This is a genomic window from Natronomonas salsuginis (assembly GCF_005239135.1).
Taxonomy (GTDB): Archaea; Halobacteriota; Halobacteria; order Halobacteriales; family Haloarculaceae; genus Natronomonas; species Natronomonas salsuginis.
Genome location: NZ_QKNX01000002.1, coordinates 286916 through 308052 on the forward strand (window position 1 = coordinate 286916; position 21137 = coordinate 308052).

Sequence of the window (21137 nt, forward strand, 5' to 3'; positions counted from 1 at the left end):
TCAGTATACGTAGGCGATTACCTGTCCACCGATGCCCTGTTCGCGGGCCTCGTAGTGGCTCATGACGCCGTGGCTGGTCGTGACGATGAGCGTCCCGTAGTCACGGGCGGGGAGGAACCGCTTCTCCCACTTCTCGAACTCGTCCGCGCCCGCCGAGTAGCGGGGCTTGACCGCGCCACACTCGTTGATAGCGCCTTTCAGTTCGACCTCGAATCGTCCGGCTTTACCGTCGTCGACGAACTGGAAGCCGCCGACGTACCCGCGGTCGTAAAAGACCTCGAGTACGGAGCCGATTTCGTTCGAGGCGGGCTGTATCGTCTGGTCTAAGTGGCCGACGCTTTCGGCGTTGTCGAGCCCCGAGAGCGCGCTGGCCAGTGGATCGTTGTCCGCCATTGTTAGCTGTACTTGTTGAAGCCCATGCCGCGGGCGATCTCTCTGAAACACTGTCGGCACAGCCAGATGTCGTACTTGCCGACGAGTCCCTGTTGGCGCCCACAGCGCTGGCACGATTCGAGCTGGCCGGTCCGCTTTGCGACCTGCTCGCCCGTCTGTTGGTCTGATTCGCTCATGCTGAGTCCTCCGCCGCAACGTCGATGTCGAAGCTCGATTCGAGGAACGCGATCGCATCCTCGGCCGTCAGCTGATGGTTCGCCGGGATCGGACGGGCGACCTTGTCGCGCTTGCGAACGCGGTAGCCGGGCCGTACCAAGTTCACCGTCACGTCGAGTCCGAAGATCCCGATGTCCGGGTCGTACTCTTGGCTCGGGAAGTCGGTATGCTCCTCGACGCCGAAGCTGAAGTTGCCGGTCTCGTCGAACTGCGATTCGCGAAGTTCGGCGAGCGGCAGCGCGGTCTCGAGGAACTCCGCGGCGGCCTCACCACGGAGCGTGACCTTCGCACCGATCGGATCGCCCTCGCGGACGTTGAAGTCCTGGATGGTCCGTTTCGCCGTCGTTCGAACCGGCCGTTGGCCGGCGACCTCTGCGAGAATGTCCTCGGCGAGGGCGAGCGGCTCACCGCCGCGACCGACGCCCATGTGGACGACGACCTTCTCGACGGTCGGTTCGCGCATCTCGTGGAACTCGCCCGACTCGAGTTCGGAGCTCATTCCGCATCACCGTCCTCGACGTCGTCCGCGTCGGCCTCCGACTCGTCGTCCGCAGCGTCGTCGGCCGACCCGGCGTCCGTATCCTCGTCGGTGAAGTTCTCGTCGATGACGACGACGTACTCCTCGACCGTCTCGAAGCGTTCGTCGCCGTCGACGGCGTCGATGAGCACGTTGTTGGCCGACGATCCAGGCGTGACCTGAATCTCGTCGACCGTACCGATTCGGCCCGCATGGGAGCCGCTAACGGCCGTGACGAGCGCGCCCTCCTCGTAGGTGAAGTGTGCGACGATGTCGTCGCCCTCGTTGGCGACGACGATGGAGTCGTTCGCGTCGTACGCCGTCGCGTCGTCGACGAGCAGCGTCTCACCGTCGTGGAGCGCGAGCTGCGTGGCGCCGCCGGCGACCTGCGTCTTGCCGACGATCTTGCCGAGCTTCGAGTCTGCGCTCTCGGCGTCGATGGGGGTCAACGAGAGCCGTCCACCCTCGTCGGGGAACACGCGGTAGTACTCCTCGCGCTCTTGGAACGCCAGGATGTCGAACATCCCGATCGGTCGTCGCTCGTCGGAGACCGCCTTCCCGTTGACCAGAACGCTGTCCTGACCGAGCGCGAAGCGGGCTTCCTTCTTCGAGTCGACGTAGCCGAGCACGTCGCGCAGGACGATCAGGAGCGGAACTCCTGCCGCACCGTGCGGACCCGCCGCGGCCTTCGTCGTGTATGTCTCTTCTTTCCGTTCGACCGGCCACGATTTCGGGACGGCCAGTCGTTTCTGATGTTTCGTCATTCGGTATCCTCCTCGGCTTCGAGTCGCGCCTCGCGAACGTCGTCGTCGAGGTCGAGTTCGGTCACCTGAACGTTGCTCGCCTCGAGCGGACGGGGAACCTCTTCGCCGTCCGCCGTCTCGAGTGTCACGTCCTCGACGTGGATCGTCGCCGAGCGGAGATCCACGTGGACGACCTCACCGGACTCGCCGGAGAAATCGCCGCGTTGAACCTCGACCGTATCGCCCGCGTTGACGCGGACGCTACGCTGGCCGTACTCATCGCGAAGATCCGGCGACAGCGATGCACGAACCTGCTTTTGCTTTTCGTGCAGCGGGGCGCGTTCCTGTCGATTGCGCTGTTTGCGTGGTTGTCGTGTCATGGTCTATACGATCATCGTCGCCGTCGAGGCGATGCTTCCGAAGCGTTCTGCGACCTCGCGGGCGATCGGGCCCTTGAGTTCGGTTCCTCGGGGGTCTTCGTTCTCGTCGACGATGACGGCCGCGTTGTCTTCGAATTTGACGCGAGTGCCGTCGGGTCGTCGGATCGGCTTGCGCTGGCGGATGATGACCGCTTCGAGCACCTGCCGTCGCATCTCCGGGGTCCCCTTCGTGACCGAGACGGTCACCTTGTCACCGAGTCCCGCCTTCGGATGGCGGTTCTTGGTGCCGGAGTACCCGGAGGTGGAGATGACGCGCAGTTCGCGTGCGCCGGTGTTGTCGGCGCATGTGACGAGCGAGCCCTTCTCCAGTCCTTGCGTCACGTCGGCATTGAGTGCCTCCATCAGGCATCACCCTCCGTGACCTCGACCACGACGTGGCTCTTCGTCTTCGAGAGCGGTCGCGTCTCTGCTATCTTCACGTTGTCGCCGACGGAAAGCGGCTCCAGTACCCCCGGCACGTGCGCCGGAATCTTCGATCGTCGTTTCATGTAACGATCGTATTTGGGTACGTTCACCTCGTACTCCCGCTCGACGACGACGGTACGGTCCATGTCAGTCGAGACGACCGTTCCCTCGATGACCTGCCCGCGAACGGGCAGCTCACCGTAGAACGGACACGTCTCGTAGTCGTACTCCTCCGGATTTTCGGGTTCCGGAGGCTGTGTTACGTCGAGTCCTATTGCCATAGTGAACCTCTGTGTGTTTCGGTGCGGAGCGCGGGGCGCGCGAGTAGCCGATCGCCCTCGACGGCCACGGTGGCCGTCTCCAGGACGAACCGGAACGTCGTCCCCGCCTTCGGCACCTGTTTGACCCCATCGCTCGTCGCCACGAGCAGCGTCCGCATCGTCTCGTCGCGAACGCAGCCGCTAATCCCGATCAGATCGGGATTGGTCGCGTCCGTGACTGTCACGTCCAAACCGGCAAGTTCGTGGCGGGCGAGCGATTCGGGGGTCATTCGTCGAAGTCGCCCTCCTCTCGCTGCACCGTCTTCAGGCGAGCGATCGTTCGTTTCAGTTCGCCGATGCGGCCCGGGTTCTCGGGCGCACCGCCGGCGGCCAGAACGGCCTTCTCGTTGAGCAACTCCGTTTTGAGCTGTTCGAGCTCCGCCTCGCGCTCGGCGGGCGTCATGTCACGGATCTCGTCGACGTGAAGGATCGCCATCGTCACTCGTCCTCCTCGTCAGCGTCCTCGGATTCCATCTCGTCGAGGAGCTCTTCCGCTTCGGCCTCGACATCCTCGTCGAGCTCCTCGACATCGAGTTCCTCCGCATCGTCCGCGGCCGTCTCGGCATCGCCGGTTTCGGCCTCGAGTTCGTCGTCGATTATCTCCTCTTCGGGGACTTCCTCGACGGCGTCGCTCGTCTCCTCGTCGATGACGTCTTCGGGGGCCGCGCCGACCGGCTCGGCCTCAGCGTCCTCGGGTGCGTCGAGCAGTTCCTCGACGTCGCCCTCGGGCTCCTCGATGAAGTCCTCGACCTCGACGCCCTCGTAGATCTCGAAGTCGTCGGGGAGTTCCGCGTCCGGCGGAATGATCTTCACCTGCACGCCGATTGTCCCCAGCTTCATCACTGCGGTACCGATACCGCTGTCGACGATCGTCTCGGCGGGTTCGCCGTTGTGTTTGATGTAGCCGCGGTTGAACTTCTCGACGCGCGAGCGAGCGCCCGTGACCTTCCCGCTGAGGACGATCTCGGCGCCGAGAGCGCCCGAGTCCATGATGCGGTCGATCGTCGTGTGGCCGGCCTTCCGGAAGTACCAGCCGCGCTCGAGCGCGTTCGCCAGTCGGTCCGCGACGATCTGCGCGTTGAGATCGGGCTCGTCGACCTCCTGTACGTCGATCTGTGGATCGTCGAGGTCGAACTCCTCCTCGAGCGTCGAGGTGATCTTCCGGATGTTCTTGCCGCCCTTTCCGATGACCATTCCGGGCTTTTCGGCCTTCAGAACGATCTGCGTACCCATCGGAGTCTTGACCACGTCCATGCCACCGTAGCCGGCTCGGGAGAGCTCGGCGGCGAAGAACTCGTCGATCTGTGTCCGCTGAAGCCCGTCCTCGATGAATTGGTGTTCGTCTGCCATTATTCGTCGTCCTCCTCCCGCAGGACGAGTTCGACGTCGACCTGTGGGGTGTTCCACGGAGAGGCGCGACCGAAGGCCCGTGACTTCTGACCGGGGGACTCCCCGACTTTGTGCGCCGCGACGTGTTCGATCGTCATGGTTTCGCCGTCGAAGCCCTGATGATCGGCGTTATTCGTCGCGTTCTCAAGGAGATTGAGGAACTCCTTGGAGGCCTTCTCTGGGTATCGTCCCGCGTCCCAGCCGTCGATGTCGTTTCGGTGGCCGACACCGCTGTTGTGGGATTTGAACGGGACGGATCGCTCGCCTTCGACGACGGCTTCGAGATACTCGACGGCGTCGCCGGCGATCATGCCCTTGATCTCCCGTGCGATCTCCTTGCTGTGCTTGTGACTCATGTGACGCTCCCGGAGCATGGCTTTCGCCGTGGAGTCCGGATCCGCGTCGACACTGTAGCTGATTCCCATGGTTATTTGAGCGGTACGAACTTCGACGAGCGGGTCGCGCCGATTCCGGCCTGTCCGTGTTCGACCGAGGTTCGCGTCAACTGGAACTCGCCGAGATAGTGACCGATCATCTCCGGCTCGACCGTGACGCGTTCGAACGACTGGCCGTTGTGAACCGCGAACGTCAGTCCGACGAACGCCGGGACGACCGGCATCGAACGCAGATGCGTCCGGATCGGATCGTTCGCGGTCTCCTCTTCGCCCGCGTCGCGGGCTTTCTCGAGGAGCTTCTCCTGTTCGACGGAGAGGCCCCGCTCTATGGTTCGCCGCTGTCGTGCGGGAAGCAGTTCCGCGACCTCGTCGAGCGACAGCTCCTGCAGCTCGCCGAGCGTGTGACCACGGTAGGTGAACTCACCTTCGTGGCCGATCTGGTATTCCGAACTCATGCTATTCTCGTCCTCCTTTCCCGCCGCGACCGGTCCGTTTGGAGGCGATGTCGCCGACCTTGCGGCCCGGTGGCGCGTTGCGGGAGACGCTTTTCGGTTTGCCGGGGTGCTGTCGGCCGCCGCCACCGAACGGGTGGTCGACGGCGTTCATCGCGACGCCGCGGACGCGCGGGTACTTGCTCCCGCGGGATTTCATCTTGTGATATTTGTTGCCGGCCTTGACGAACGGCTTCTCCGTCCGACCGCCACCGGCGACGACGCCAATCGTAGCGCGGCACTCGGGCGACAGCCGTCGAACCTCACCGCTCGGCAGTTGAACGACCGCGGCGTTCCGATCGTGGGTCATAAGCGTCGCACTCACGCCGCTGGCGCGGGCGAACTTCCCACCGTCACCAGGCTGTCGTTCGACGTTACATACCGGGATTCCTTCGGGGATCTCGGCCAGCGGCATCGTGTTGCCGGGCTCGATCTCCGCGGAGACGCCGATCTGAATCTCGTCGCCGACCGCGACACCCTCGGGGGCGAGGACGAGCCGTCGGTCGCCGTCGTCGAACTCGACATCGGCGAGCGGCGCGGATCGTGCGGGGTCGTGCTCGATCCCGACGATCTCGCCGGTCACGAGATCCGTGTCTTCGAGGCTTCGGTGCGAGAGATTCGCCTTGTACCGGTGCGACGGGGCGCGGAACGTCGACGTCCCGCGACCACGCCGCTGTCCTTGGATTCTGCGTCCCATGATCAGAACACCCCGATCCGCGATGCGACTTCCTGTGCGTCGTCGTCGTCCGAGAGCGTGACCGTCGCCTTCTTGTCACCCTTCATTCGCATCTGGGTGTTGACGGCGTCGACGGAGACGTCGAACTGCTGTTCGACGGCCTCGGCGATCTCGGGTTTCGTCGCCTCGGGCAGACAGACGAACTGCAGTTTGTTCTCGAAGTCCATGTCGTTCATGGCCTTCTCCGTGACGAGGGGGTGTTTGAGCGTCATCGCTCGGCCACCTCCTCGAGTGCGCTTTCGGTCCACAGCGTGAGTCGCCCCGCGTGCGTACCGGGCGCGAGGTTCTCGACGTTGACCTCAGCTGCGGTCGCCACGTCGGCACCCGCGAGGTTGCGGGCCGCCAGCGAGGGCTCCTCGCTCGTGACGACGAGGATCGACTTCGGCTCCGTGTACTTCCGTCCGCGGGTCGTCCCGCGGCCGGCACGGACCGATTTGCCGTCCTCGGCGCGCTCGACATCGGCGTACACGCCGAGAGAGTCGAGCGCTGCGACCGCGTGCTTCGTCTTGACGAGTTCTTCGAACTCGTCGGAAACGACGAGCGGAAGCTCGACGTCGCCGAAGGCGTGGCCGCGCTCGGCGACGCGTTCGGCGTCCGCGGTCGCGGCGATCGCGCTTCTGGTCGCGAGCTTTCGCTCCTTCGTGTTGATCTCGAGTCCGCGGTCCTTCTCGGCCTTCGGCGGGTGCGCCGCGCGACCGGAGACGGCCTGCGGCACCTCGCGTGCGCGCCCGTTCTGTCTCGGGATATGCGCCAGCCCGCGGCCGCTGCCGAGGGACTCCGCCGGGGTCCGAAGCCCCGCGTACTCGTCGGTACCAGTGTCTTGCTGTCGGTTGGCCTGTGCGGCGAGGACTGCGCGCTTGATCAGATCGGGCCGGAAGGCCGTCTCGAAGACGGCCGGCAGCTCGACCTCGCCCGCGTCGTCGCCGTCCAGGTCACGTACTGTTGCCTGCATGATTTAGCCCTGGTTGGAGACGGTGGAAACGTACCGGACCTCGGGGTCGAGGCGCGGTTGATCGGCCGGTCGCACCGCCGGGCGGAACCGAACGAGACGTTTGTCGGGACCCGGAACCGAGCCCTTCACGAGGGCGTACGGACCCGAAACCTCGCCGTAGTTGACGAAGCCACCGTCGGGGGTGACCTCGTCGTCGCCGAGTGCGACGAGCCGCTTGTTCAGTTCGGTCCGCTGGTGGTAGCCGGTCTGGCCCTGCTGGGGAACCGTCGAGCGGACCCGCGATGGGTTCCACGGGCCGAGGTTGCCGATGCGTCGGCGCCAGCCCTGGCGGGCGTGTTTGCCCTTCCGCTTTTGGACGCCCCATCGCTTGACGGGGCCCTGGGTTCCCTTCCCCTTCGTGATGCCCGCGACGTCGGCGTACTGGCCGGCGCGGAACACGTCGGTGACGGCGTGTTCGCCGCCATCGTCGACGAGGCCGAGTCCGAACTCGACTCGCTCTTCGAGGGAGCCGCCGCCGACGCGTGTCTCCATGACATCGGGGCGCTTCTTCGGGACGCTCGAAACGGATCGCGGGACGGTGTGGGTGATCACCCGCACGTCGGCGAGGGCACCCGCATCGAGCGCCTCGCGGATCTGGCTTTCGGCGTCGCCGGACTGTTCTTCTGGGACGGAGAGCGCGCGCCCGAGATCCTCGTGGACCTCGTCGGCCCAGAGCTCGGTCAGCGGTCGCTTTCCGTACGGCGTGTCTTCGTAAGCTCGAACGGCGACAGCCCGCATCGGTGGCGTCTCGACGACGGTCACCGGAACGGTCTCCTCTTGGCCCTCTCGGGGGGAGTTGGGTTCGTCGTTGATCGTCACGACGTGACTCATGCCGGCTTTGTATCCGGCGAAGCCCTGTAACCCAGGCTGCCCTTCATCGTCCGGCCAGGAGTTAAAGCGCGGGACCTCACTGGCCGCACGGCTGCGGGGGCTGAAGCCCATCGAGCCTTTTCGTGGTCTGCTTGGTTGTGGCATTTATCTCACTCCAGTGTGAGGGGGGCAAGGGTCGCGAACAGAGCTTCCTCCGTTCGGACGACCTCGCTACCCTGGTTCGGAACCGTATTGAGCCAAAGGTCGAACCGCGCTTTCGGTTCATCTTCGATCGTCTCCGCGCGAGGCTCACAGTCGAGGATCTCCGGCAGCCCCCGTTCGGGGGCGCCGAAGACGACCGTGAGTCCGTCGGTAGCCGACCGCTCCGTGAGTCCACGGAGCCGATCGACCGTCAACACCTCGCCGTGTCTGGACGCGGCGATTCGGACGCCGGCGTCCGGACGGGTGAGGCAGTCAGCGATGGTCGCGCGCTCGACGGCGAATCCCGGTGGGGAGTCCGCCACGAGTTTCGCGCGAACCGGCTCTCGCGAAGAGACCCTGATGGTGACGCGCTCTCCCGCCGAGACCGCCATGGATGGTGGCACCGGCAGAGAGATCGGGTGTTGCAGTCCGCAATTGACCCGGACGCGCCCGTCAGGTCCGACCTCGGTCACGATTCCCTGTCTTAACGACCCCGAACCGTCCGATCCGGAGCCGGTCTGTGTACGGACGAGGAGCGGCGGTAGGATGCCAGCGTACTCCAGTTCGTCCCGCCTGTCCCAGACCTCCTTTCGGAGGTATGGGGGCGTGGCGGCGTAGTCGAGCACGGTGCCGACGAACCCGTCGCCGAACCGACCGTCGTCGCCACCCCGATCGGGGTAGACGACCAGTCGATCCACCCGAAAGATCGTCGCCGCGCGGGCGACGTAGCCGAGTTTGCGAGTCGCCTCGCGTTTGTCCTCGGCCTCTCGGGTTAGAGACGACGGCACGAGCACGCTGCGTGTCATACCGTGGCGCTTCCGTATCCGATCACGAGACTGTGCCGTTGATACCGAATCCACCCATAAAAGCATCGCGGTATGCAGCGGTCGTGCCTGCCGTTGACAGGGGTTTCGCGTGTGTGACACTCTCGAACTCCGACGGGAACCCCCACGACCACCGCGGGTTCGCAAGTCTTTTATTTATCTCCGCGGTACGGTTGAATGCGAAGGACGCGCTGGTAGTGTAGTGGTATCACGTGACCTTGCCATGGTCACAACCTGGGTTCAAATCCCAGCCAGCGCATACCGACACCGAACGCAGTGAGGTCTCGAAAACGTGAACGGGGAGCGAAGCGACCCGTGAACGCATTTCTCTGACGAACATCACGCCGAGTGGCGCGTAGCGATAGCGGAGCGTCACGAGGAATCTCGTGAGTCGTGAATGCGGTCGGGATTTGAACCCGGCGAGTCGCAGCCCGCACAGCGAACGAAGTGAGCGAGCAGGACCGCCTCGACCCGGTTCAATATCCCAGCCAGCGCATAGCGAGGCCGAACGCAGCGAGGTCTCGAAAACGTCGGATTCCTCCCACGGCTAAAGCCGTGGGCTTCCTCCTTGCGCCTTTGTGACTCACAGCTCTCTCGGATCCTCCGGCAGAAACCACTTCGTGACTCCCCCCGGCTCCGGATCGCGGTCGGCCCGAAAGCGCGCCCACTCGACGGTGAGTTTCATCAGAACCCCCCCCGAGACGAGCAGGAATTCGATCCGAGCGGCCATCAGAGCGATCCCGAAGACCTCCGGGACGGCGACGAACGCGAAGAAGAGCCACGGCCAGCCGACGAAGGCGATGAAAAGGAGTAGAAACAGCGGGAAGAGAACGATTCGGATCGGGATCTCGAGCACCATGTGTGCCGACAGCTCCTCGTAGCGCTTCTCGACGAACAAATCGCGCCGTAGCTCGGCGAGGTGCGAGAAGACGATCCCGACCGACGCCACGAGCACGGCCGGCGAGAGCGCGTCCCGAACCACGGTGGTGATCTCGAGGGCGGAGATCGGCCCGATCCAGAGGGCGATACCCAACACGAACGACAGCGAAATGACGCCGAAGTCGTGTAGATAGATCGACAGAAGCGGCCCGGGAACCTCGATACCGACCCGTTCGCGCCCGGGAGGTGAACGAGTACGCCCTGACTCATGACTCGTCCCCGGGAGGACGAACGTCCGATCGTCGGTTTCGATCGGTAGTTCCGCGAAGAACGCGACGAAAGTGTATACGAGCAGCATAACGCAGACTTCGATCCAATAGAGCACGAGCGCCTCGGCGGTTCGCCACCCGAACAGCGCGATCCCGGCGAGCGGGACCAGGTTGGCGAGGAGGATCGACGCGAACGCGACGGCGTCCGAGCGATGGAGACGTGGAGGGCCAATTCGCATCAGTCGATCGTGTTCGGTGGAGAGAAAATACCCCTGTGATCCGTTTACGTCGATATCGCGGCGAACTGTCGACAACGCCGAGGCTACAGAAACGCCGCGATCTCGTCGCCGACGACGTCGGGGCGTTCGTGGTGCATGAAGTGGCCGGCACCGGGGACCCGGACGACTCGACAGTCCTCGATCACCTCGCCGGCGCGTTCGAACAGTTCGGGACCGACGCTTCCGTCCCGATCGCCGCAGATGACAAGCGTCGGCGTCTCTATCGACGGCACCTCATTTAGCGAGGGGCCGTTGCCGAGAAGGGCAGACGGTGGGACGTTGATCGTGTCGCGGTAGTACTGAACGGCGTGTTCGACGGTCCCCTCGGCGCGGAACGTCTCCTTGACGTCGTTGACCCTCGAGTCCGGGTAGTCCCAGTCGGGACTCCACGTCCCCCACAGGAACTCGATCAGCGCGAAGTTGCGCCACCGGAGGGCGCGCTCCGGGAGGTCGGGGAGCTGGAAGAGCCACATGTACCAGCTCCGGAGGAACTGCCGATGGTGCGTCGGAAGGAGCGCGTTGAACCCCGGCGGGACCGCCATCGCGACGAGTTTCGAGAAGGCGTCCGGATCGGTCCGGTCGGCGGCGTAGGCGGCGGCTGCGCCCCAGTCGTGGCCGACGAGAACGGCGTCGTCGGTGTCGAACTCCTCCCCCAGTACCTCGGCGAGTTCGATCGCATCGCGCCCGAGCGCTCGCGCTGAGTAGTCGCCGTCGGGTGCGGGGTCGGTGGGGGCGTAGCCGCGCATGAACGGCGCGACGGCGGTGAACCCCTCGTCGACGAGTCGCCACATGATCGGGGCCATCGAGCCCGCGTTGTCCGGAAAGCCGTGCAGACACAGCGCCAACCGATCGTCCTCGCCGGAGTGCAGACACTCGAAAGTCAGCCCGTTGGCGTCGACCCGTCGCCGCTGGAGTCGGTGGCCGGCAGTCTCTCCGCTCATATCCTGAGGTGGGCACCAATTTATATAGAAATTTGTGGAGGAGTCACAGGATAATGTCTATCAGCGCGGGCGGCGAAGTCTTCGCATGAGCGTCGTAGCACTCCTGAGCGTGGCACCGGTTATCGAAGACAGCATGGCGAACGAGGTCGCCGCCGCGGTCGAGGCGCTCGAGGCGTTCGACGTCGCCTACGAGACGAACCCGATGGGAACGATCATCGAAGCCGACGACATCGACACGCTGCTCGCGGCTGTCGGGGCGGCGCACAACGCTGTCGACGCCGATCGCGTGAGCACGTTTTTGAAGATCGACGACAAGCGAACCCGAAAGCAGCGCGCAAGAGAGAAGGTCGAAAGCGTCGAGCGAGAACTGGGACGGACCGCGAAGCGAGAGCGATAGCGCGGCGAGACGGGCAAGGAAAAGGCATATCCCCGGCCCCCCGTATCTTCGGACATGAGCACGCCTCCCGGCGAATACTACGCGGAAGAGCGGTGGAACAACTGGCTGGACCGGCTTCGAGAGGAGGAGATCGATCCCGAGAGCGACGACGCCGCACGGCTGTTTTTTAATCTGCTCGACGACGCGACGATCGCCATCGCCAAGATCGTCACTGACTACGAGGACGGCGAACTCGACGACGCCGACACAGCGGTCGAAGAACTCGCCCGAATCCGGGAGATCGTTCTCTCCGAAGTCGAGATCGACGACGAGGAGAAACTGACGCTCGTCGACGGGATCCAGACCTCGCTCGTGTGCGCGTTCTACACCGCCGAGGAGTTCATCGTCGGTGGGCCGGCCGGAGAGGGGACCGTTGAGGAACACCTCCGGGCCGCCGCGGCGGCGGAAGACGAGGAGGATCTCGACACCGCGTTGGCACACTGCGTGCAGGCGGGCACGCTCATCGTCGACGGCGAGGAGCTCGGGATGGACGTCGCCGAGGAGATCGAGTACGGGCTCGTCGCCGATTGGATCAACGGCCTCGATTCGCTGGGGCGCGCACTCGCCGATCCGGAAGTCGTCGAGGAAGACGAATAGGGCGTACGTTTTTATCCGGGACGACCGTTCATCGGCCATGGAATTCGGGGGCGACGAGCGCGCGCAGTCCGTCCTCGTCGGATCGATTCTGCTGTTTGCGATGTTGATAATCGCGTTTTCGACGTATCAGGCGTTCGTCGTGCCCAGTCAGAACGCCGAGGTGGAGTTCAATCACAACAGCGACGTCCAGACGGATATGCAGGAGTTGCGGAACTCACTTTTCGACGTGCGGTCGGTCGAACGTGTCGAGGAAGGCGACTACGAGATCGTCTCCGAACACCGTCCGGTTCGAGTTCGGATCGGAGCACGGTATCCGGCTCGATTGGCAGCACTGAATCCACCAGACCCGTCGGGGGATCTCCGAACGATCGATCCGGAAACCAAGTTCGTTATACGGGACGCCAAAGCGACGACTCCGGGTGCCTTCGATAACGATCCCAACGACCTCCTTGACGACTTCGAGGACGGGTTCGAAACGCGGTTGCTCGGGTACCAACCGGGGTATAACGAGTATCAAGAAGCACCCGAGACGAACTTCGAGCACTCGCTTTTATATAACCAGTTTCGGGACACCGACCTCGTGGTCAAGGACCAGCGATTAATAAACGACAAGCGACTGAACGTCGTCCTGTTCAGTGGCGACCTCTCGCGGACGGGCGGGCAAGCGATCACCCTCGATCCGGAGACACTCGACGGACCGACGGCCCCGATCGAGATTGAGGCGGCAAACGACAACATCGAGTTTACGATTCCGACAGAGACTCCCGAACTGTGGGCAAGCGAGGACGTCATCGGGGAGGAGTTCGACGAAGGGGAGCCCCACGCCCGGGTACCCACCCCCGGAGCCGAAGACGACCGCGTCACGATCGAACTCGAAGCGGGCGAGACGTACCAGCTTCGAGTGGCGCGAGTCGGCTTCGACGGCGGCTCAGTGGATGACGAACAGTTCACCCCGGTTCAGTACGAGCGTACCGAACCCGGCGGGGAGGGTGGCGACGAAACGCTTCCTGGACCAAGAGTGGATGTCAACAGCGACGATGAATCGCTAGAGGAAGGCGACACGTTCGATATCAGGGCGGACGTTTCGAGTGTGGGGAAGACAGGTGAAGATAATTGGCGAGGGGGTACTACTATTCAGGCCGCGGAGTGGTATATACAGGGCGATGATCCCGGGGAAGGAAACGCCAATCCGATGGAAGCTGTCGACGGCGAGTATCTAAATGACGTTGAGCTCGAAGTTGAAGACGAAATTTCGGCTGACGACCTCGAGGAAGGGACGAATACGTTGGTGATTCGTGGGCAGGATAGCCGTGGAGTCTGGGGTGATGATACGGATAGTGTGAAAGCGACTGTGGAAGAAGCTGACTTTCCGCCAGGTCCGCCGGGTCCGCCGGGAGACGTTAATTTTGTAGCGAATGATATAGAAATTAACAACGACTCACAGACATTCAGTTTTGAACCCGAAATGGGGAACAATAACGAGGCGATAATAGATCTCTCGTCGGCACAGGGAGACACGATTAATTACACTGGGGGCGAAGTTGAGTTTCTACAGCAGTCTAATAATAACGATCGAGTCGAATACGATCAAGAGAACGATCAGATCATATTTACTGCTAGGGGCAATAAGGGTGGAGACACGATCGAGATTGTGATAAACGGTATAAATGTGGTTGGAAACGTTGGTGACGCAAGTACCGTGGATTATGGGGATGATAGCGGTGCCGAAGACAGCGATGCATTCGAGATTACAGATTAGCACCGTGTCGAATAACGGCTTTTGAGCGCGAATATTCGTCAACTGTCGAAACAGCCACCGACAATAACTTATAACGAGACGTTGAGTATCCGATATGACAACCGTAGGTATCGACGCCGTCGAGATCCACACGGGAAAACTCAGGCTCGATCTCGCGGAGACGTTCGCACCGGAGATGGGCGACGCGCCCGAAAAGTACACCAAGGGACTCGGCCTGCACGCCAGTTCGTTCCCGGACACCTACGAGGACATCGTCACGATGGGCGCGAACGCCGCCCACCGACTGATGAAGCGGAAGGGTCTAGAACCCGACGACATCGGCCGGATCGACGTGGCGACGGAGTCGGCGTTCGACCACTCCAAGCCCGTCTCGACGTACATCGCGGGCTGTCTCGAACAGGTCTTCGAGAGCGACTTCCACCACGCGAACAAGGGCGAGCGGAAGTTCGCCTGCGTGGCGGGCACCCAGAGCATCGACGACGCCTACAACTGGATCAAGGCGGGACGAAATCGCGGGCGGGCGGCGCTCGTCATCGCGACGGACACGGCGCTGTACGCGCGCGACGACCCCGGCGAGGCGACCCAGGGGGCGGGTGCGGTCGCGATGTTAATCGACGAGGATCCCAACCTCGTCGAACTGTCGACCGAGCAGGGGTACGGCTCGGCCGACGAGACGGACTTCCTGAAACCCCAACAGCAGTTCCCGAGCGTCGACGGCAAGCGCTCGGTGAACGTCTACCTCGCCCGCATGCGCGAGGCGCTCATCGATTACGAGCGCGTCGGCGGGAAGATCCACGCCGACGACTTCCGCCTCGGGCCGTTCCACACGCCGTTCCCCGGGATGGTCCGGAAGGCTGCCGTCCTCGCGTATCGCCACATCACCCGCGACACGGAGATCGAGGAGGAACTGGCCGAGGAGATCGGTCGCCAGCCCCGATCGGAAGCGTTCGACTCCGACGAGGCGTATCTAGAAGCGCTCTCGGAGTACACGGACGCGCTGAAGGAGACCGAACGCTATCAGGCGTGGTACGGTCGAACGATCGATCCGACGCTGACGCTCTCTCGGCACGTCGGCAACTGGTACACTGGGTCGGTCCACGTCGCCCGCGTCTCGGGACTGAAAGCGCTCGCCGAGGCCGGCGAAGATGCGGTCGGAGAACGACTGTTGGTCGGCTCGTACGGCTCGGGTGCGCAGGCGGAGATTCACGTGGAAACGGTGCAGGAGGACTGGCGCGAGGAGATCGAAGCGATCGACATCGACGAGCGGCTCGAATCACGGTACGAACTCACCTTCGAGGAGTACGAGGACGTCCACGACGCACATAACTTCGACGAGGAGTCCGCAGTCGAGGAGTTCACCGTGCCCGAGGCGGAGTTCGCCTTCGACGGCTGGGGGCGGATGGGTGAGCGAAAGTATCGGTACGTCGAATAGCGAGGACGACCGTAGGGAGTCCTCGAATAGATCGAACGGCGAACCGTGTGAGCCGTGAGATAGCGGGGGCGAGCAGCGCGAGGCCATCAGAACTTGCGAACGGCGAACCGTGTGAGCCGTGAGATAGCGCGAGCGACCGTGGGGAGTTGTTGAATGGATCGAGCGGGAGGAGCGAATCGACCCGCGAGATAGCGAAACGCGACGGGGAGAGTGTCTCGGGGAATCGAACCGAAAAAAACCTATTTTGAGAGGTTTGCCGTCGGTTACCGCTCGACGGTTGGCGGGGAGTCAACCATCCCGAGTACGTCGTCGAAGAAGCCAAGCGTGTCGTGGGGACCGGGGTTCGCCTCGGGGTGGTACTGTCGTGTGATGACGTTCAGCTCCTCGCTTTCGAGCCCCTCCGGCGTGTCGTCGTTGACGTTGATTTGGGTGACGTCGAGTTTGCCGGGGTCGGAGACCGTGTAGCCGTGGTTTTGGGTCGTCATGACGACCTGCTCGGAGCGGAAGTCCAAGACCGGCTGATTGACGCCGCGGTGACCGAACTCCATCTTCTCGGTTTCGCCGCCGAGCGCGTTGGCGATAACCTGCTGGCCGAGACAGATGCCCGCGAGCGGGAGCTCGCCGACGAACGCGTCGACGAGAGCCGCAGCTTGCTCGAAGTTCTCGGGGTCACCCGGGCCGTTCGAAATGAAGAGGATGTCCGGATCGATCGCCTCGATATCGGAGGCAGTCGCGTCGTACGGGAGCTGCTTGACGACCGCATCTCGCTCGACGAGCGAGGAGGCGATCGACCCCTTCGCGCCACAGTCGACGAGCGCGACCGTGGGGCCGTCGCCCTCGGCGTTGTACGTCACCGGCTCGGTGACCGAGACCTGCGAGCCGATGTCGGTGTGTTCGCTCATTCCCTTGCAGGCGGCGAGCTCTGCCTCGGCGTCTTCGGGAGTCGCATCGGGACCGGCGGCGATCCCACAGCGCATCGCGCCCTGCTCTCGGATGCCGGTGACGAGGTCGCGGGTGTCGAGTTCGTCGACCGCGGGGACGCCCTCGCGTCCGAGCCACTCGGCGACGTCCTCGGTCAGTTCCCGCGCGACGACGCCGCGTGGGTGGACCCGATCGGACTCGAAGCGCTCCTCGCGGACGCCGTAATTCCCGATCAGCGGGTACGAGAAGGTGAGGATCTGCTCCTCGTAGCTCGGATCGGTGAGCGATTCCTCGTAGCCGGTGTAGGCGGTAGTAAACACCAGTTCGCCGCGGGTACGCCCCGGAGCACGCGAGCGCGCCTCCACGACCTGCCCGTTCTCCAGCGCCACGTAGGCCTTCGTCATTACGAGATGCGTATGACACACCCGCAATTAACGCTTGTGTTCGAAGGATCGCTACGAAATTCGTAATCTGTAAGTGCGATCGGAGAAAACGGACGCATCTCGATGGACGATCTCGACCGCCGGATCCTCGCGATCCTCCGCCGCGATTCCCGGACGCCCTACACGGAGATCGCCGACCGGGTGGGAACCTCCGAGGGGACGGTTCGAAATCGCGTCGAACAGCTGCTCGATTCGGGTATCATCGAGCGTTTTACCGTCGCGACCCGGACGGGGAACGTCAAGGCGATGATCGAGATCGGCGTCGCGGTCGACGTCGACACCGGTACGATGTCCGAACGGATGGCCGACTGGACCGAGGTGGATTTCGTCTGGCAAGTCTCCGGCGAGGAGGACGTCGTCGTCGTCGTGGACACGACCGATACCGGGACGCTCAACGACCTCATAACCCGGGCGAGAGAGCTTGACGAGGTCGTCTCGACGAAGACGCGACTCATCCTCGACGAGAAGCGTGGGTAACACCGAGCGAGTCGAAGGCTCCTTAACCTCGTCACGCGTCTGCCGGAACATGAGCACGGACGACACCGATCCCGCCGGATCGGGACCGGATTCGGAAGATCTCACGAACCACAAGAACGCCGGACAGGACGTCATCGCCGTCGACCCAGACGACAACCCGGAAGGGCTCGTCAACCGAATCGACGCCCACACGGGGGAGGGAATCAGACATCGCGCGTTCACCGCACTCGTCTTCGACGGCGAGGGGAACGTGCTACTCGCACAGCGCGCCCCGGGGAAGCGACTATGGGACACCCACTGGGACGGGACCGTCGCGTCCCATCCGGTCGAGGGACAGACCCAACTGGAAGCCACCGAGGAACGTCTCGAAGAGGAACTCGGGATCACGCCGGATCAGTACGACGATCTCCGAGTGACGGACAAATTCGAGTACAAGCGCTACTACCTGAACGACGGTCTCGAGTGGGAGGTCTGCTCCGTGCTGCAGTGTACCCTCGAGGATCGGACGCTCGATCCCGACGAGGAGGAGGTCGCGGGCGTGATGTGGGTCCCCTACGAGCGGCTCCATCAGAACCCACGGTGGTACCGGCAACTCCGGCTGTGCCCGTGGTTCGAAATCGCGATGCGGCGGGACTTCGACGAGGACTGATTCCGGATAGAATAGCGATACTATTTTTGCACTTTTTGAGACGTTCGGGCAACAGATCCGAAGAAAGATTTACATTTGATTCACGAGTAGACATCAACGGAGACGATGGATGATAAAGAAATTCGAGACGCCGTGCTCCGGTACATAACTGGGCAGTTGACCGAGGTCGAGGCCGCTCGTCGGGCGGGGATTCCGCGGTCCAGGCTTCGGCAGTACGCTCGAACCTCCGGTATCATCGCACCCTCGCCCGTCGAAGGGACGGACCACTCCGAGCCAGCGGCGTAGGTGCCGTTGTGCTCGAACGCGTCGACAGCCGCTTGAGGACGGAACCAAGCGCTGTCCGGCGCACGTCCGTTCGACCGGCCCATCGATCAGGGACGAGTCGTTGCCCACACCGCGAGCAGGCCGAGGATGACGGCGGGAATCATCGGTAACACGAGATACGTGTCCCAAAACGAGAGGCCGACGATCGACGGGGCGTGTGGGTACAGGTATATTATCCCCGGAACCGCGACGAACGCGACGAAGATCGCCCCGACGAGCGCCCAGCCGCGCCAGTCGAACTTCCGATCGACGGCATCCGGGTGCGTGATCAGCGCATCGTTGGCGTCTCGATCGGTAGGTGACGGGTCGCCGTCGTCTCGATCCTCGCTCATGGGCCCCGAACACCGCTTCGCGGCACTCGACCGGCGGACATCACTCGTAGTCGCTCGGATCGTAGTCCTCGTCGGGGACGACCACGACGGAGCCGAACCCGTCGCGGGATTCGAGCATCTCGTGGGCCTGTTGGATCTCGCTCATCGGGAGCACGTCCCGGACGTGCGGCTCAAACGTGCCGTCGAACACCTTCGCCATCACGTCGTCCATCTCGCCCGGCGTCCCCATCGTCGAGCCGAGGATGTCGAGCTGTTTCCAGAACACTTTCGGGATGTTCGTCTCGGGGGAAACACCGGAGGTCGCCCCGCAGGTGACGACGGATCCGCCGTGAGCGGCCGCGCTCAACGAATCGTCCCACGTGGCCGCGCCGATGTGGTCGACGACGACGTCGACGCCGCGGCCGTCGGTTAGCTCCTTGATCTCGTCGGCGAACGAGTCCTCTTCGTAGTTGATCAGGTGGTCGGCTCCGCACGCCCGCGCGTGATCGAGTTTCTCCTCGGAGGACGCCGTGGCGAACACTTCACAGCCCTCGTTGGCGGCGATCTGGACGCATGCGTGGCCAACGCCGCCGGAGGCGCCCAACACGAGGACGGTGTCCGATTGGTCGATCCCAACCCGCGTGCGTAACATTCGCCAGGCGGTCTGGAAGGCGAGCGGGGCGGCCGCGGCCCTCACGAAGTCGGTACCCTCGGGGAGGTCGAGGAGGTTGTCCTCGTGAACCGCCGCGAGTTCGCTGTGGACGCCACGGACGTGCTCACCCGTGATCTTGTAGTCGACGCACAGCGACTGTTCGCCCGACCGGCAGAACTCACACGAACCGCAGTACAGCCCCGGATCGACGACGACGCGGTCGCCGGGTTCGAAGCGAGTGACCCGATCGCCGACCTCGCTGACGACGCCGGCACCGTCGCTGCCGGGGATGTGCGGCATCTCCTCGGGGCTCGGCATGCCCTTTCGGGTCCAGACGTCGAGGTGATTTAGTCCGCCAGCTTTGATCTCGACGAGTACCTCCTCGGCCCCGATTTCGGGGTCGGGGAAGTCGCCATACTGGAGGACGTCCGACGAGCCATGCTCTTCGTAGTATATCGCCTGCATGCGTGCGAGTGCGGTCCGAGGGTGCAAAACACTAGCGAAGTCTGCCGTCGGAGTTGACGGGCGAGCAGACTGGAGCCCGGGCGATCGCGGGTGGCGCGCATCGAACCGGTCGTTTTTCCCACGGCTGGTCGTGGTATCGGTATGGACGATCCGACGAGCGCGGACGAAATAGCTGACGACGGAACCGAGACCGCAGAGCCGGATGGCCGTCACGGAAGCGGTGAAGACGAACACGACAACGAACACCACGGCCACCACCACCACGACGTCGACGAACTCGGCGTCGCGATCGTGACGGTCTCGTCGAGCCGCGGGATCGACGAGGATGCCGCGGGCGACGCCATCGCCTCCGCGATCGCGGACGCCGGACACGCGGTCACGGTTCGAGAACTGATCAACGACGACTTCGACACGGTACAGAGCATCGTCGATCGCCTTGTCAACAGAGGCGACACCGACTGCGTCGTCACGACCGGCGGGACCGGCGTCACCCCTGACGACGTGACCGTCGAAGCCGTAACGCCGCTGTTCGACAAGCGCCTGCCGGGATTCGGCGAACTGTTCCGGAGCCTCTCGCGAGATGAGATCGGCACGCGCGTCGTCGGCACGCGGGCGACGGCCGGAATCGCCGACGGTGCCCCGGTCTTCTGTCTACCGGGGAGCGAGAGCGCCGCACGTCTCGGAGCCGAAGCGGTGATCGTCGAGGAAGCGCCGCACCTGGCCGGATTGGCGCGGCGTGAGGAAACCGAAGAGTAGCGCGAGCGATCAGGGCAACGGACAGAGACTGGCGGTCAAGAGCGCCAGATTCTCACTCTCGTTTTTTGCGCCGTGTTCGACCCCACGGGGGTTGTGAACCACCGCGGGCGCACGGACGGTCTCCTTGACGTCGTCCTGCGTGACGACGATCTCGCCCGTCAACAGGTGAAAGACGTTCTCACAGTCGTCGTGGACGTGCGGGTCGAAGGTTCCGCCGGGGCCGAGGGCGAACAGTTTCACGAGAACGTCGTCCTCGACGACGAGTTCGGCGGTTTCGACGGTGCCGGCGGCGGGATCGAGATCGGGAAGTTCGTTCAGCGTCATACGAGCACTTCGGCGGCTCAACCAATTAGTGCTTGGATGTGTGCGATTCGTACGCTCGCGCCACTGTCTGACCCGCGAGTTGCCCGATCAGATCCCGGAAGGGTTATATGTGCAGCTACGTTGTGATTACAAGATGGCAACCGGAACGGTTGATTTCTTCAACGACACTGGCGGATACGGCTTTATTGACACTGAGGACGCGGACGAGGACGTCTTCTTCCACATGGAGGATGTCGGCGGCCCGGACCTCGAAGAAGGACAGGAAGTCGAGTTCGATATCGAGGAGGCCGACAAGGGCCCCCGCGCGACGAACCTGACCCGCCTGTAAGGCCGACGACTCGTATCGCTTTCGA

31 protein-coding genes, 1 tRNA gene and 1 pseudogene are annotated in these 21137 nt (G+C 63.6%); 10 read left to right on the forward strand and 23 right to left on the reverse strand.

The window, feature by feature from the left end; all coding sequences use genetic code 11:
* The 17 genes and pseudogenes from DM868_RS06185 to DM868_RS06265 form a co-directional block, all read right to left on the reverse strand.
* Positions 1-393 (reverse strand): 30S ribosomal protein S8, encoded by a 393-nt coding sequence (locus DM868_RS06185; RefSeq protein WP_137275998.1) that lies wholly within the window; start codon positions 391-393, stop codon positions 1-3.
* A gap of 2 nt (positions 394-395) precedes the next feature.
* On the reverse strand, positions 396-569 hold the full coding sequence (locus tag DM868_RS06190; RefSeq protein ID WP_137275999.1) for a 30S ribosomal protein S14: 174 nt from the start codon (positions 567-569) through the stop codon (positions 396-398).
* Entirely contained in the window at positions 566-1108 is a 543-nt protein-coding gene (locus tag DM868_RS06195; RefSeq protein ID WP_137276000.1) for a 50S ribosomal protein L5, read from the reverse strand. Before DM868_RS06195 ends, DM868_RS06190 begins: the two co-directional genes overlap by 4 nt.
* Positions 1105-1890, reverse strand: coding sequence for a 30S ribosomal protein S4e (locus DM868_RS06200; RefSeq protein WP_137276001.1), 786 nt, complete (start codon positions 1888-1890; stop codon positions 1105-1107). The genes DM868_RS06195 and DM868_RS06200 overlap by 4 nt, the downstream gene beginning before the upstream one ends.
* Entirely contained in the window at positions 1887-2249 is a 363-nt protein-coding gene (rplX, locus tag DM868_RS06205; RefSeq protein ID WP_137276002.1) for a 50S ribosomal protein L24, read from the reverse strand. The genes DM868_RS06200 and rplX overlap by 4 nt, the downstream gene beginning before the upstream one ends.
* A 3-nt stretch (positions 2250-2252) precedes the next feature.
* Complete coding sequence (locus tag DM868_RS06210) at positions 2253-2651, reverse strand: 50S ribosomal protein L14 (protein ID WP_137276003.1); 399 nt, start codon at positions 2649-2651, stop codon at positions 2253-2255.
* Positions 2652-2662: 11 nt separating this feature from the next.
* Positions 2663-2995 (reverse strand): annotated as a pseudogene (locus DM868_RS06215) (30S ribosomal protein S17); the annotation flags it as partial.
* The gene (locus DM868_RS06220) at positions 2986-3264 is read right to left on the reverse strand and encodes a ribonuclease P protein component 1 (RefSeq protein WP_137276005.1); all 279 of its coding nucleotides are present in this window, start codon (positions 3262-3264) and stop codon (positions 2986-2988) included. The pseudogene DM868_RS06215 and the gene DM868_RS06220, both read right to left, overlap by 10 nt.
* The gene (rpmC, locus tag DM868_RS06225; protein ID WP_137276006.1) at positions 3261-3470 is read right to left on the reverse strand and encodes a 50S ribosomal protein L29; all 210 of its coding nucleotides are present in this window, start codon (positions 3468-3470) and stop codon (positions 3261-3263) included. Before rpmC ends, DM868_RS06220 begins: the two co-directional genes overlap by 4 nt.
* A 2-nt stretch (positions 3471-3472) precedes the next feature.
* Complete coding sequence (locus DM868_RS06230) at positions 3473-4384, reverse strand: 30S ribosomal protein S3 (protein ID WP_137276007.1); 912 nt, start codon at positions 4382-4384, stop codon at positions 3473-3475.
* Positions 4384-4848, reverse strand: a complete 465-nt coding sequence (locus DM868_RS06235; protein ID WP_137276008.1) for a 50S ribosomal protein L22 — start codon at positions 4846-4848, stop codon at positions 4384-4386. Before DM868_RS06235 ends, DM868_RS06230 begins: the two co-directional genes overlap by 1 nt.
* 2 nt (positions 4849-4850) lie before the next feature.
* On the reverse strand, positions 4851-5273 hold the full coding sequence (locus tag DM868_RS06240; protein WP_137276009.1) for a 30S ribosomal protein S19: 423 nt from the start codon (positions 5271-5273) through the stop codon (positions 4851-4853).
* Between the two features lies 1 nt (position 5274).
* On the reverse strand, positions 5275-6006 hold the full coding sequence (locus DM868_RS06245; protein ID WP_137276010.1) for a 50S ribosomal protein L2: 732 nt from the start codon (positions 6004-6006) through the stop codon (positions 5275-5277).
* 2 nt (positions 6007-6008) lie between these two features.
* A complete protein-coding gene (locus DM868_RS06250; RefSeq protein ID WP_137276011.1) occupies positions 6009-6257 on the reverse strand; it encodes a 50S ribosomal protein L23 in 249 nt (82 codons plus the stop codon).
* The gene (gene rpl4p, locus DM868_RS06255) at positions 6254-6997 is read right to left on the reverse strand and encodes a 50S ribosomal protein L4 (RefSeq protein ID WP_137276012.1); all 744 of its coding nucleotides are present in this window, start codon (positions 6995-6997) and stop codon (positions 6254-6256) included. The genes DM868_RS06250 and rpl4p overlap by 4 nt, the downstream gene beginning before the upstream one ends.
* Positions 6998-7000: 3 nt before the next feature.
* On the reverse strand, positions 7001-8011 hold the full coding sequence (locus DM868_RS06260) for a 50S ribosomal protein L3 (protein WP_137276013.1): 1011 nt from the start codon (positions 8009-8011) through the stop codon (positions 7001-7003).
* A 5-nt stretch (positions 8012-8016) separates the two neighbouring features.
* Positions 8017-8853, reverse strand: a complete 837-nt coding sequence (locus DM868_RS06265) for a putative RNA uridine N3 methyltransferase (RefSeq protein WP_137276014.1) — start codon at positions 8851-8853, stop codon at positions 8017-8019.
* Between the two features lie 206 nt (positions 8854-9059).
* On the opposite strand from DM868_RS06265, the gene DM868_RS06270 reads away from it, so the two are divergent.
* Positions 9060-9130, forward strand: a tRNA-Gly gene (locus DM868_RS06270).
* A 324-nt stretch (positions 9131-9454) separates the two neighbouring features.
* Here DM868_RS06270 and DM868_RS06275 read toward each other — a convergent pair.
* Together DM868_RS06275 and DM868_RS06280 are read right to left on the reverse strand one after the other, a co-directional pair.
* Positions 9455-10258, reverse strand: coding sequence for a DUF6498-containing protein (locus tag DM868_RS06275; RefSeq protein WP_137276015.1), 804 nt, complete (start codon positions 10256-10258; stop codon positions 9455-9457).
* An 83-nt stretch (positions 10259-10341) separates the two neighbouring features.
* Entirely contained in the window at positions 10342-11238 is an 897-nt protein-coding gene (locus DM868_RS06280) for an alpha/beta fold hydrolase (RefSeq protein ID WP_137276016.1), read from the reverse strand.
* Positions 11239-11323: 85 nt separating this feature from the next.
* Here DM868_RS06280 and DM868_RS06285 point away from each other — a divergent pair, with 85 nt between their 5' ends.
* The 4 genes from DM868_RS06285 to hmgB all read left to right on the forward strand — a co-directional run bounded on the left by DM868_RS06285 (position 11324) and on the right by hmgB (position 15462).
* Positions 11324-11635: an MTH1187 family thiamine-binding protein gene (locus tag DM868_RS06285; RefSeq protein WP_137276017.1), complete on the forward strand. Its 312-nt coding sequence runs from the start codon at positions 11324-11326 to the stop codon at positions 11633-11635.
* Between the two features lie 54 nt (positions 11636-11689).
* Entirely contained in the window at positions 11690-12271 is a 582-nt protein-coding gene (locus tag DM868_RS06290; RefSeq protein WP_137276018.1) for a DUF2150 family protein, read from the forward strand.
* A 226-nt stretch (positions 12272-12497) separates the two neighbouring features.
* A complete protein-coding gene (locus tag DM868_RS06295) occupies positions 12498-14030 on the forward strand; it encodes a hypothetical protein (protein ID WP_137276019.1) in 1533 nt (510 codons plus the stop codon).
* A 94-nt stretch (positions 14031-14124) separates the two neighbouring features.
* The gene (hmgB, locus tag DM868_RS06300; RefSeq protein ID WP_137276020.1) at positions 14125-15462 is read left to right on the forward strand and encodes a hydroxymethylglutaryl-CoA synthase; all 1338 of its coding nucleotides are present in this window, start codon (positions 14125-14127) and stop codon (positions 15460-15462) included.
* 263 nt (positions 15463-15725) lie between these two features.
* On the opposite strand, the gene carA is transcribed toward hmgB, so the two are convergent.
* A complete protein-coding gene (gene carA / locus DM868_RS06305; protein ID WP_137276021.1) occupies positions 15726-16787 on the reverse strand; it encodes a glutamine-hydrolyzing carbamoyl-phosphate synthase small subunit in 1062 nt (353 codons plus the stop codon).
* Positions 16788-16889: 102 nt separating this feature from the next.
* Between carA and DM868_RS06310 the strand changes: the two genes are divergently transcribed.
* The 3 genes from DM868_RS06310 to DM868_RS06320 all read left to right on the forward strand — a co-directional run bounded on the left by DM868_RS06310 (position 16890) and on the right by DM868_RS06320 (position 18237).
* Complete coding sequence (locus DM868_RS06310; RefSeq protein WP_137276022.1) at positions 16890-17303, forward strand: Lrp/AsnC family transcriptional regulator; 414 nt, start codon at positions 16890-16892, stop codon at positions 17301-17303.
* Positions 17304-17352: 49 nt separating this feature from the next.
* On the forward strand, positions 17353-17952 hold the full coding sequence (locus DM868_RS06315) for an NUDIX hydrolase (RefSeq protein ID WP_137276023.1): 600 nt from the start codon (positions 17353-17355) through the stop codon (positions 17950-17952).
* Between the two features lie 105 nt (positions 17953-18057).
* A complete protein-coding gene (locus DM868_RS06320; protein ID WP_137276024.1) occupies positions 18058-18237 on the forward strand; it encodes a hypothetical protein in 180 nt (59 codons plus the stop codon).
* 86 nt (positions 18238-18323) lie between these two features.
* On the opposite strand, the gene DM868_RS06325 is transcribed toward DM868_RS06320, so the two are convergent.
* Positions 18324-18608 (reverse strand): hypothetical protein, encoded by a 285-nt coding sequence (locus DM868_RS06325; protein WP_137276025.1) that lies wholly within the window; start codon positions 18606-18608, stop codon positions 18324-18326.
* Between the two features lie 40 nt (positions 18609-18648).
* Positions 18649-19704 carry a zinc-binding dehydrogenase gene (locus DM868_RS06330; protein WP_137276026.1) on the reverse strand — a complete coding sequence of 352 codons (1056 nt, stop codon included), beginning with the start codon at positions 19702-19704 and terminating at the stop codon, positions 18649-18651.
* 141 nt (positions 19705-19845) lie between these two features.
* On the opposite strand from DM868_RS06330, the gene DM868_RS06335 reads away from it, so the two are divergent.
* Positions 19846-20460 (forward strand): MogA/MoaB family molybdenum cofactor biosynthesis protein, encoded by a 615-nt coding sequence (locus DM868_RS06335; RefSeq protein ID WP_137276027.1) that lies wholly within the window; start codon positions 19846-19848, stop codon positions 20458-20460.
* Positions 20461-20469: 9 nt separating this feature from the next.
* Here the strand turns inward: DM868_RS06335 and DM868_RS06340 are convergent, their stop codons facing one another.
* Positions 20470-20784: a cupin domain-containing protein gene (locus DM868_RS06340; RefSeq protein ID WP_137276028.1), complete on the reverse strand. Its 315-nt coding sequence runs from the start codon at positions 20782-20784 to the stop codon at positions 20470-20472.
* 133 nt (positions 20785-20917) lie between these two features.
* Between DM868_RS06340 and DM868_RS06345 the strand changes: the two genes are divergently transcribed.
* A complete protein-coding gene (locus tag DM868_RS06345; RefSeq protein ID WP_015408520.1) occupies positions 20918-21112 on the forward strand; it encodes a cold-shock protein in 195 nt (64 codons plus the stop codon).
* Positions 21113-21137 lie beyond the last annotated feature (25 nt).

Bases quoted from the DNA above. Each gene is read 5' to 3' on its own strand.
- DM868_RS06325 (WP_137276025.1), bottom strand. From the start codon at position 18,608: ATGAGCGAGGATCGAGACGACGGCGACCCGTCACCTACCGATCGAGAC.
- DM868_RS06335 (WP_137276027.1), top strand. From the start codon at position 19,846: ATGGACGATCCGACGAGCGCGGACGAAATAGCTGACGACGGAACCGAG.
- DM868_RS06235 (WP_137276008.1), bottom strand. From the start codon at position 4,848: ATGGGAATCAGCTACAGTGTCGACGCGGATCCGGACTCCACGGCGAAA.
- DM868_RS06310 (WP_137276022.1), top strand. From the start codon at position 16,890: ATGGACGATCTCGACCGCCGGATCCTCGCGATCCTCCGCCGCGATTCC.
- DM868_RS06290 (WP_137276018.1), top strand. From the start codon at position 11,690: ATGAGCACGCCTCCCGGCGAATACTACGCGGAAGAGCGGTGGAACAAC.
- DM868_RS06265 (WP_137276014.1), bottom strand. From the start codon at position 8,853: ATGACACGCAGCGTGCTCGTGCCGTCGTCTCTAACCCGAGAGGCCGAG.
- DM868_RS06190 (WP_137275999.1), bottom strand. From the start codon at position 569: ATGAGCGAATCAGACCAACAGACGGGCGAGCAGGTCGCAAAGCGGACC.
- DM868_RS06285 (WP_137276017.1), top strand. From the start codon at position 11,324: ATGAGCGTCGTAGCACTCCTGAGCGTGGCACCGGTTATCGAAGACAGC.
- rplX (WP_137276002.1), bottom strand. From the start codon at position 2,249: ATGACACGACAACCACGCAAACAGCGCAATCGACAGGAACGCGCCCCG.
- DM868_RS06275 (WP_137276015.1), bottom strand. From the start codon at position 10,258: ATGCGAATTGGCCCTCCACGTCTCCATCGCTCGGACGCCGTCGCGTTC.
- DM868_RS06345 (WP_015408520.1), top strand. From the start codon at position 20,918: ATGGCAACCGGAACGGTTGATTTCTTCAACGACACTGGCGGATACGGC.
- rpmC (WP_137276006.1), bottom strand. From the start codon at position 3,470: ATGGCGATCCTTCACGTCGACGAGATCCGTGACATGACGCCCGCCGAG.
- DM868_RS06220 (WP_137276005.1), bottom strand. From the start codon at position 3,264: ATGACCCCCGAATCGCTCGCCCGCCACGAACTTGCCGGTTTGGACGTG.
- DM868_RS06240 (WP_137276009.1), bottom strand. From the start codon at position 5,273: ATGAGTTCGGAATACCAGATCGGCCACGAAGGTGAGTTCACCTACCGT.
- DM868_RS06230 (WP_137276007.1), bottom strand. From the start codon at position 4,384: ATGGCAGACGAACACCAATTCATCGAGGACGGGCTTCAGCGGACACAG.
- carA (WP_137276021.1), bottom strand. From the start codon at position 16,787: ATGACGAAGGCCTACGTGGCGCTGGAGAACGGGCAGGTCGTGGAGGCG.
- DM868_RS06280 (WP_137276016.1), bottom strand. From the start codon at position 11,238: ATGAGCGGAGAGACTGCCGGCCACCGACTCCAGCGGCGACGGGTCGAC.
- DM868_RS06210 (WP_137276003.1), bottom strand. From the start codon at position 2,651: ATGGAGGCACTCAATGCCGACGTGACGCAAGGACTGGAGAAGGGCTCG.
- DM868_RS06200 (WP_137276001.1), bottom strand. From the start codon at position 1,890: ATGACGAAACATCAGAAACGACTGGCCGTCCCGAAATCGTGGCCGGTC.
- DM868_RS06185 (WP_137275998.1), bottom strand. From the start codon at position 393: ATGGCGGACAACGATCCACTGGCCAGCGCGCTCTCGGGGCTCGACAAC.
- hmgB (WP_137276020.1), top strand. From the start codon at position 14,125: ATGACAACCGTAGGTATCGACGCCGTCGAGATCCACACGGGAAAACTC.
- DM868_RS06315 (WP_137276023.1), top strand. From the start codon at position 17,353: ATGAGCACGGACGACACCGATCCCGCCGGATCGGGACCGGATTCGGAA.
- DM868_RS06250 (WP_137276011.1), bottom strand. From the start codon at position 6,257: ATGACGCTCAAACACCCCCTCGTCACGGAGAAGGCCATGAACGACATG.
- DM868_RS06195 (WP_137276000.1), bottom strand. From the start codon at position 1,108: ATGAGCTCCGAACTCGAGTCGGGCGAGTTCCACGAGATGCGCGAACCG.
- DM868_RS06245 (WP_137276010.1), bottom strand. From the start codon at position 6,006: ATGGGACGCAGAATCCAAGGACAGCGGCGTGGTCGCGGGACGTCGACG.
- rpl4p (WP_137276012.1), bottom strand. From the start codon at position 6,997: ATGCAGGCAACAGTACGTGACCTGGACGGCGACGACGCGGGCGAGGTC.
- DM868_RS06330 (WP_137276026.1), bottom strand. From the start codon at position 19,704: ATGCAGGCGATATACTACGAAGAGCATGGCTCGTCGGACGTCCTCCAG.
- DM868_RS06260 (WP_137276013.1), bottom strand. From the start codon at position 8,011: ATGCCACAACCAAGCAGACCACGAAAAGGCTCGATGGGCTTCAGCCCC.
- DM868_RS06340 (WP_137276028.1), bottom strand. From the start codon at position 20,784: ATGACGCTGAACGAACTTCCCGATCTCGATCCCGCCGCCGGCACCGTC.
- DM868_RS06320 (WP_137276024.1), top strand. From the start codon at position 18,058: ATGGATGATAAAGAAATTCGAGACGCCGTGCTCCGGTACATAACTGGG.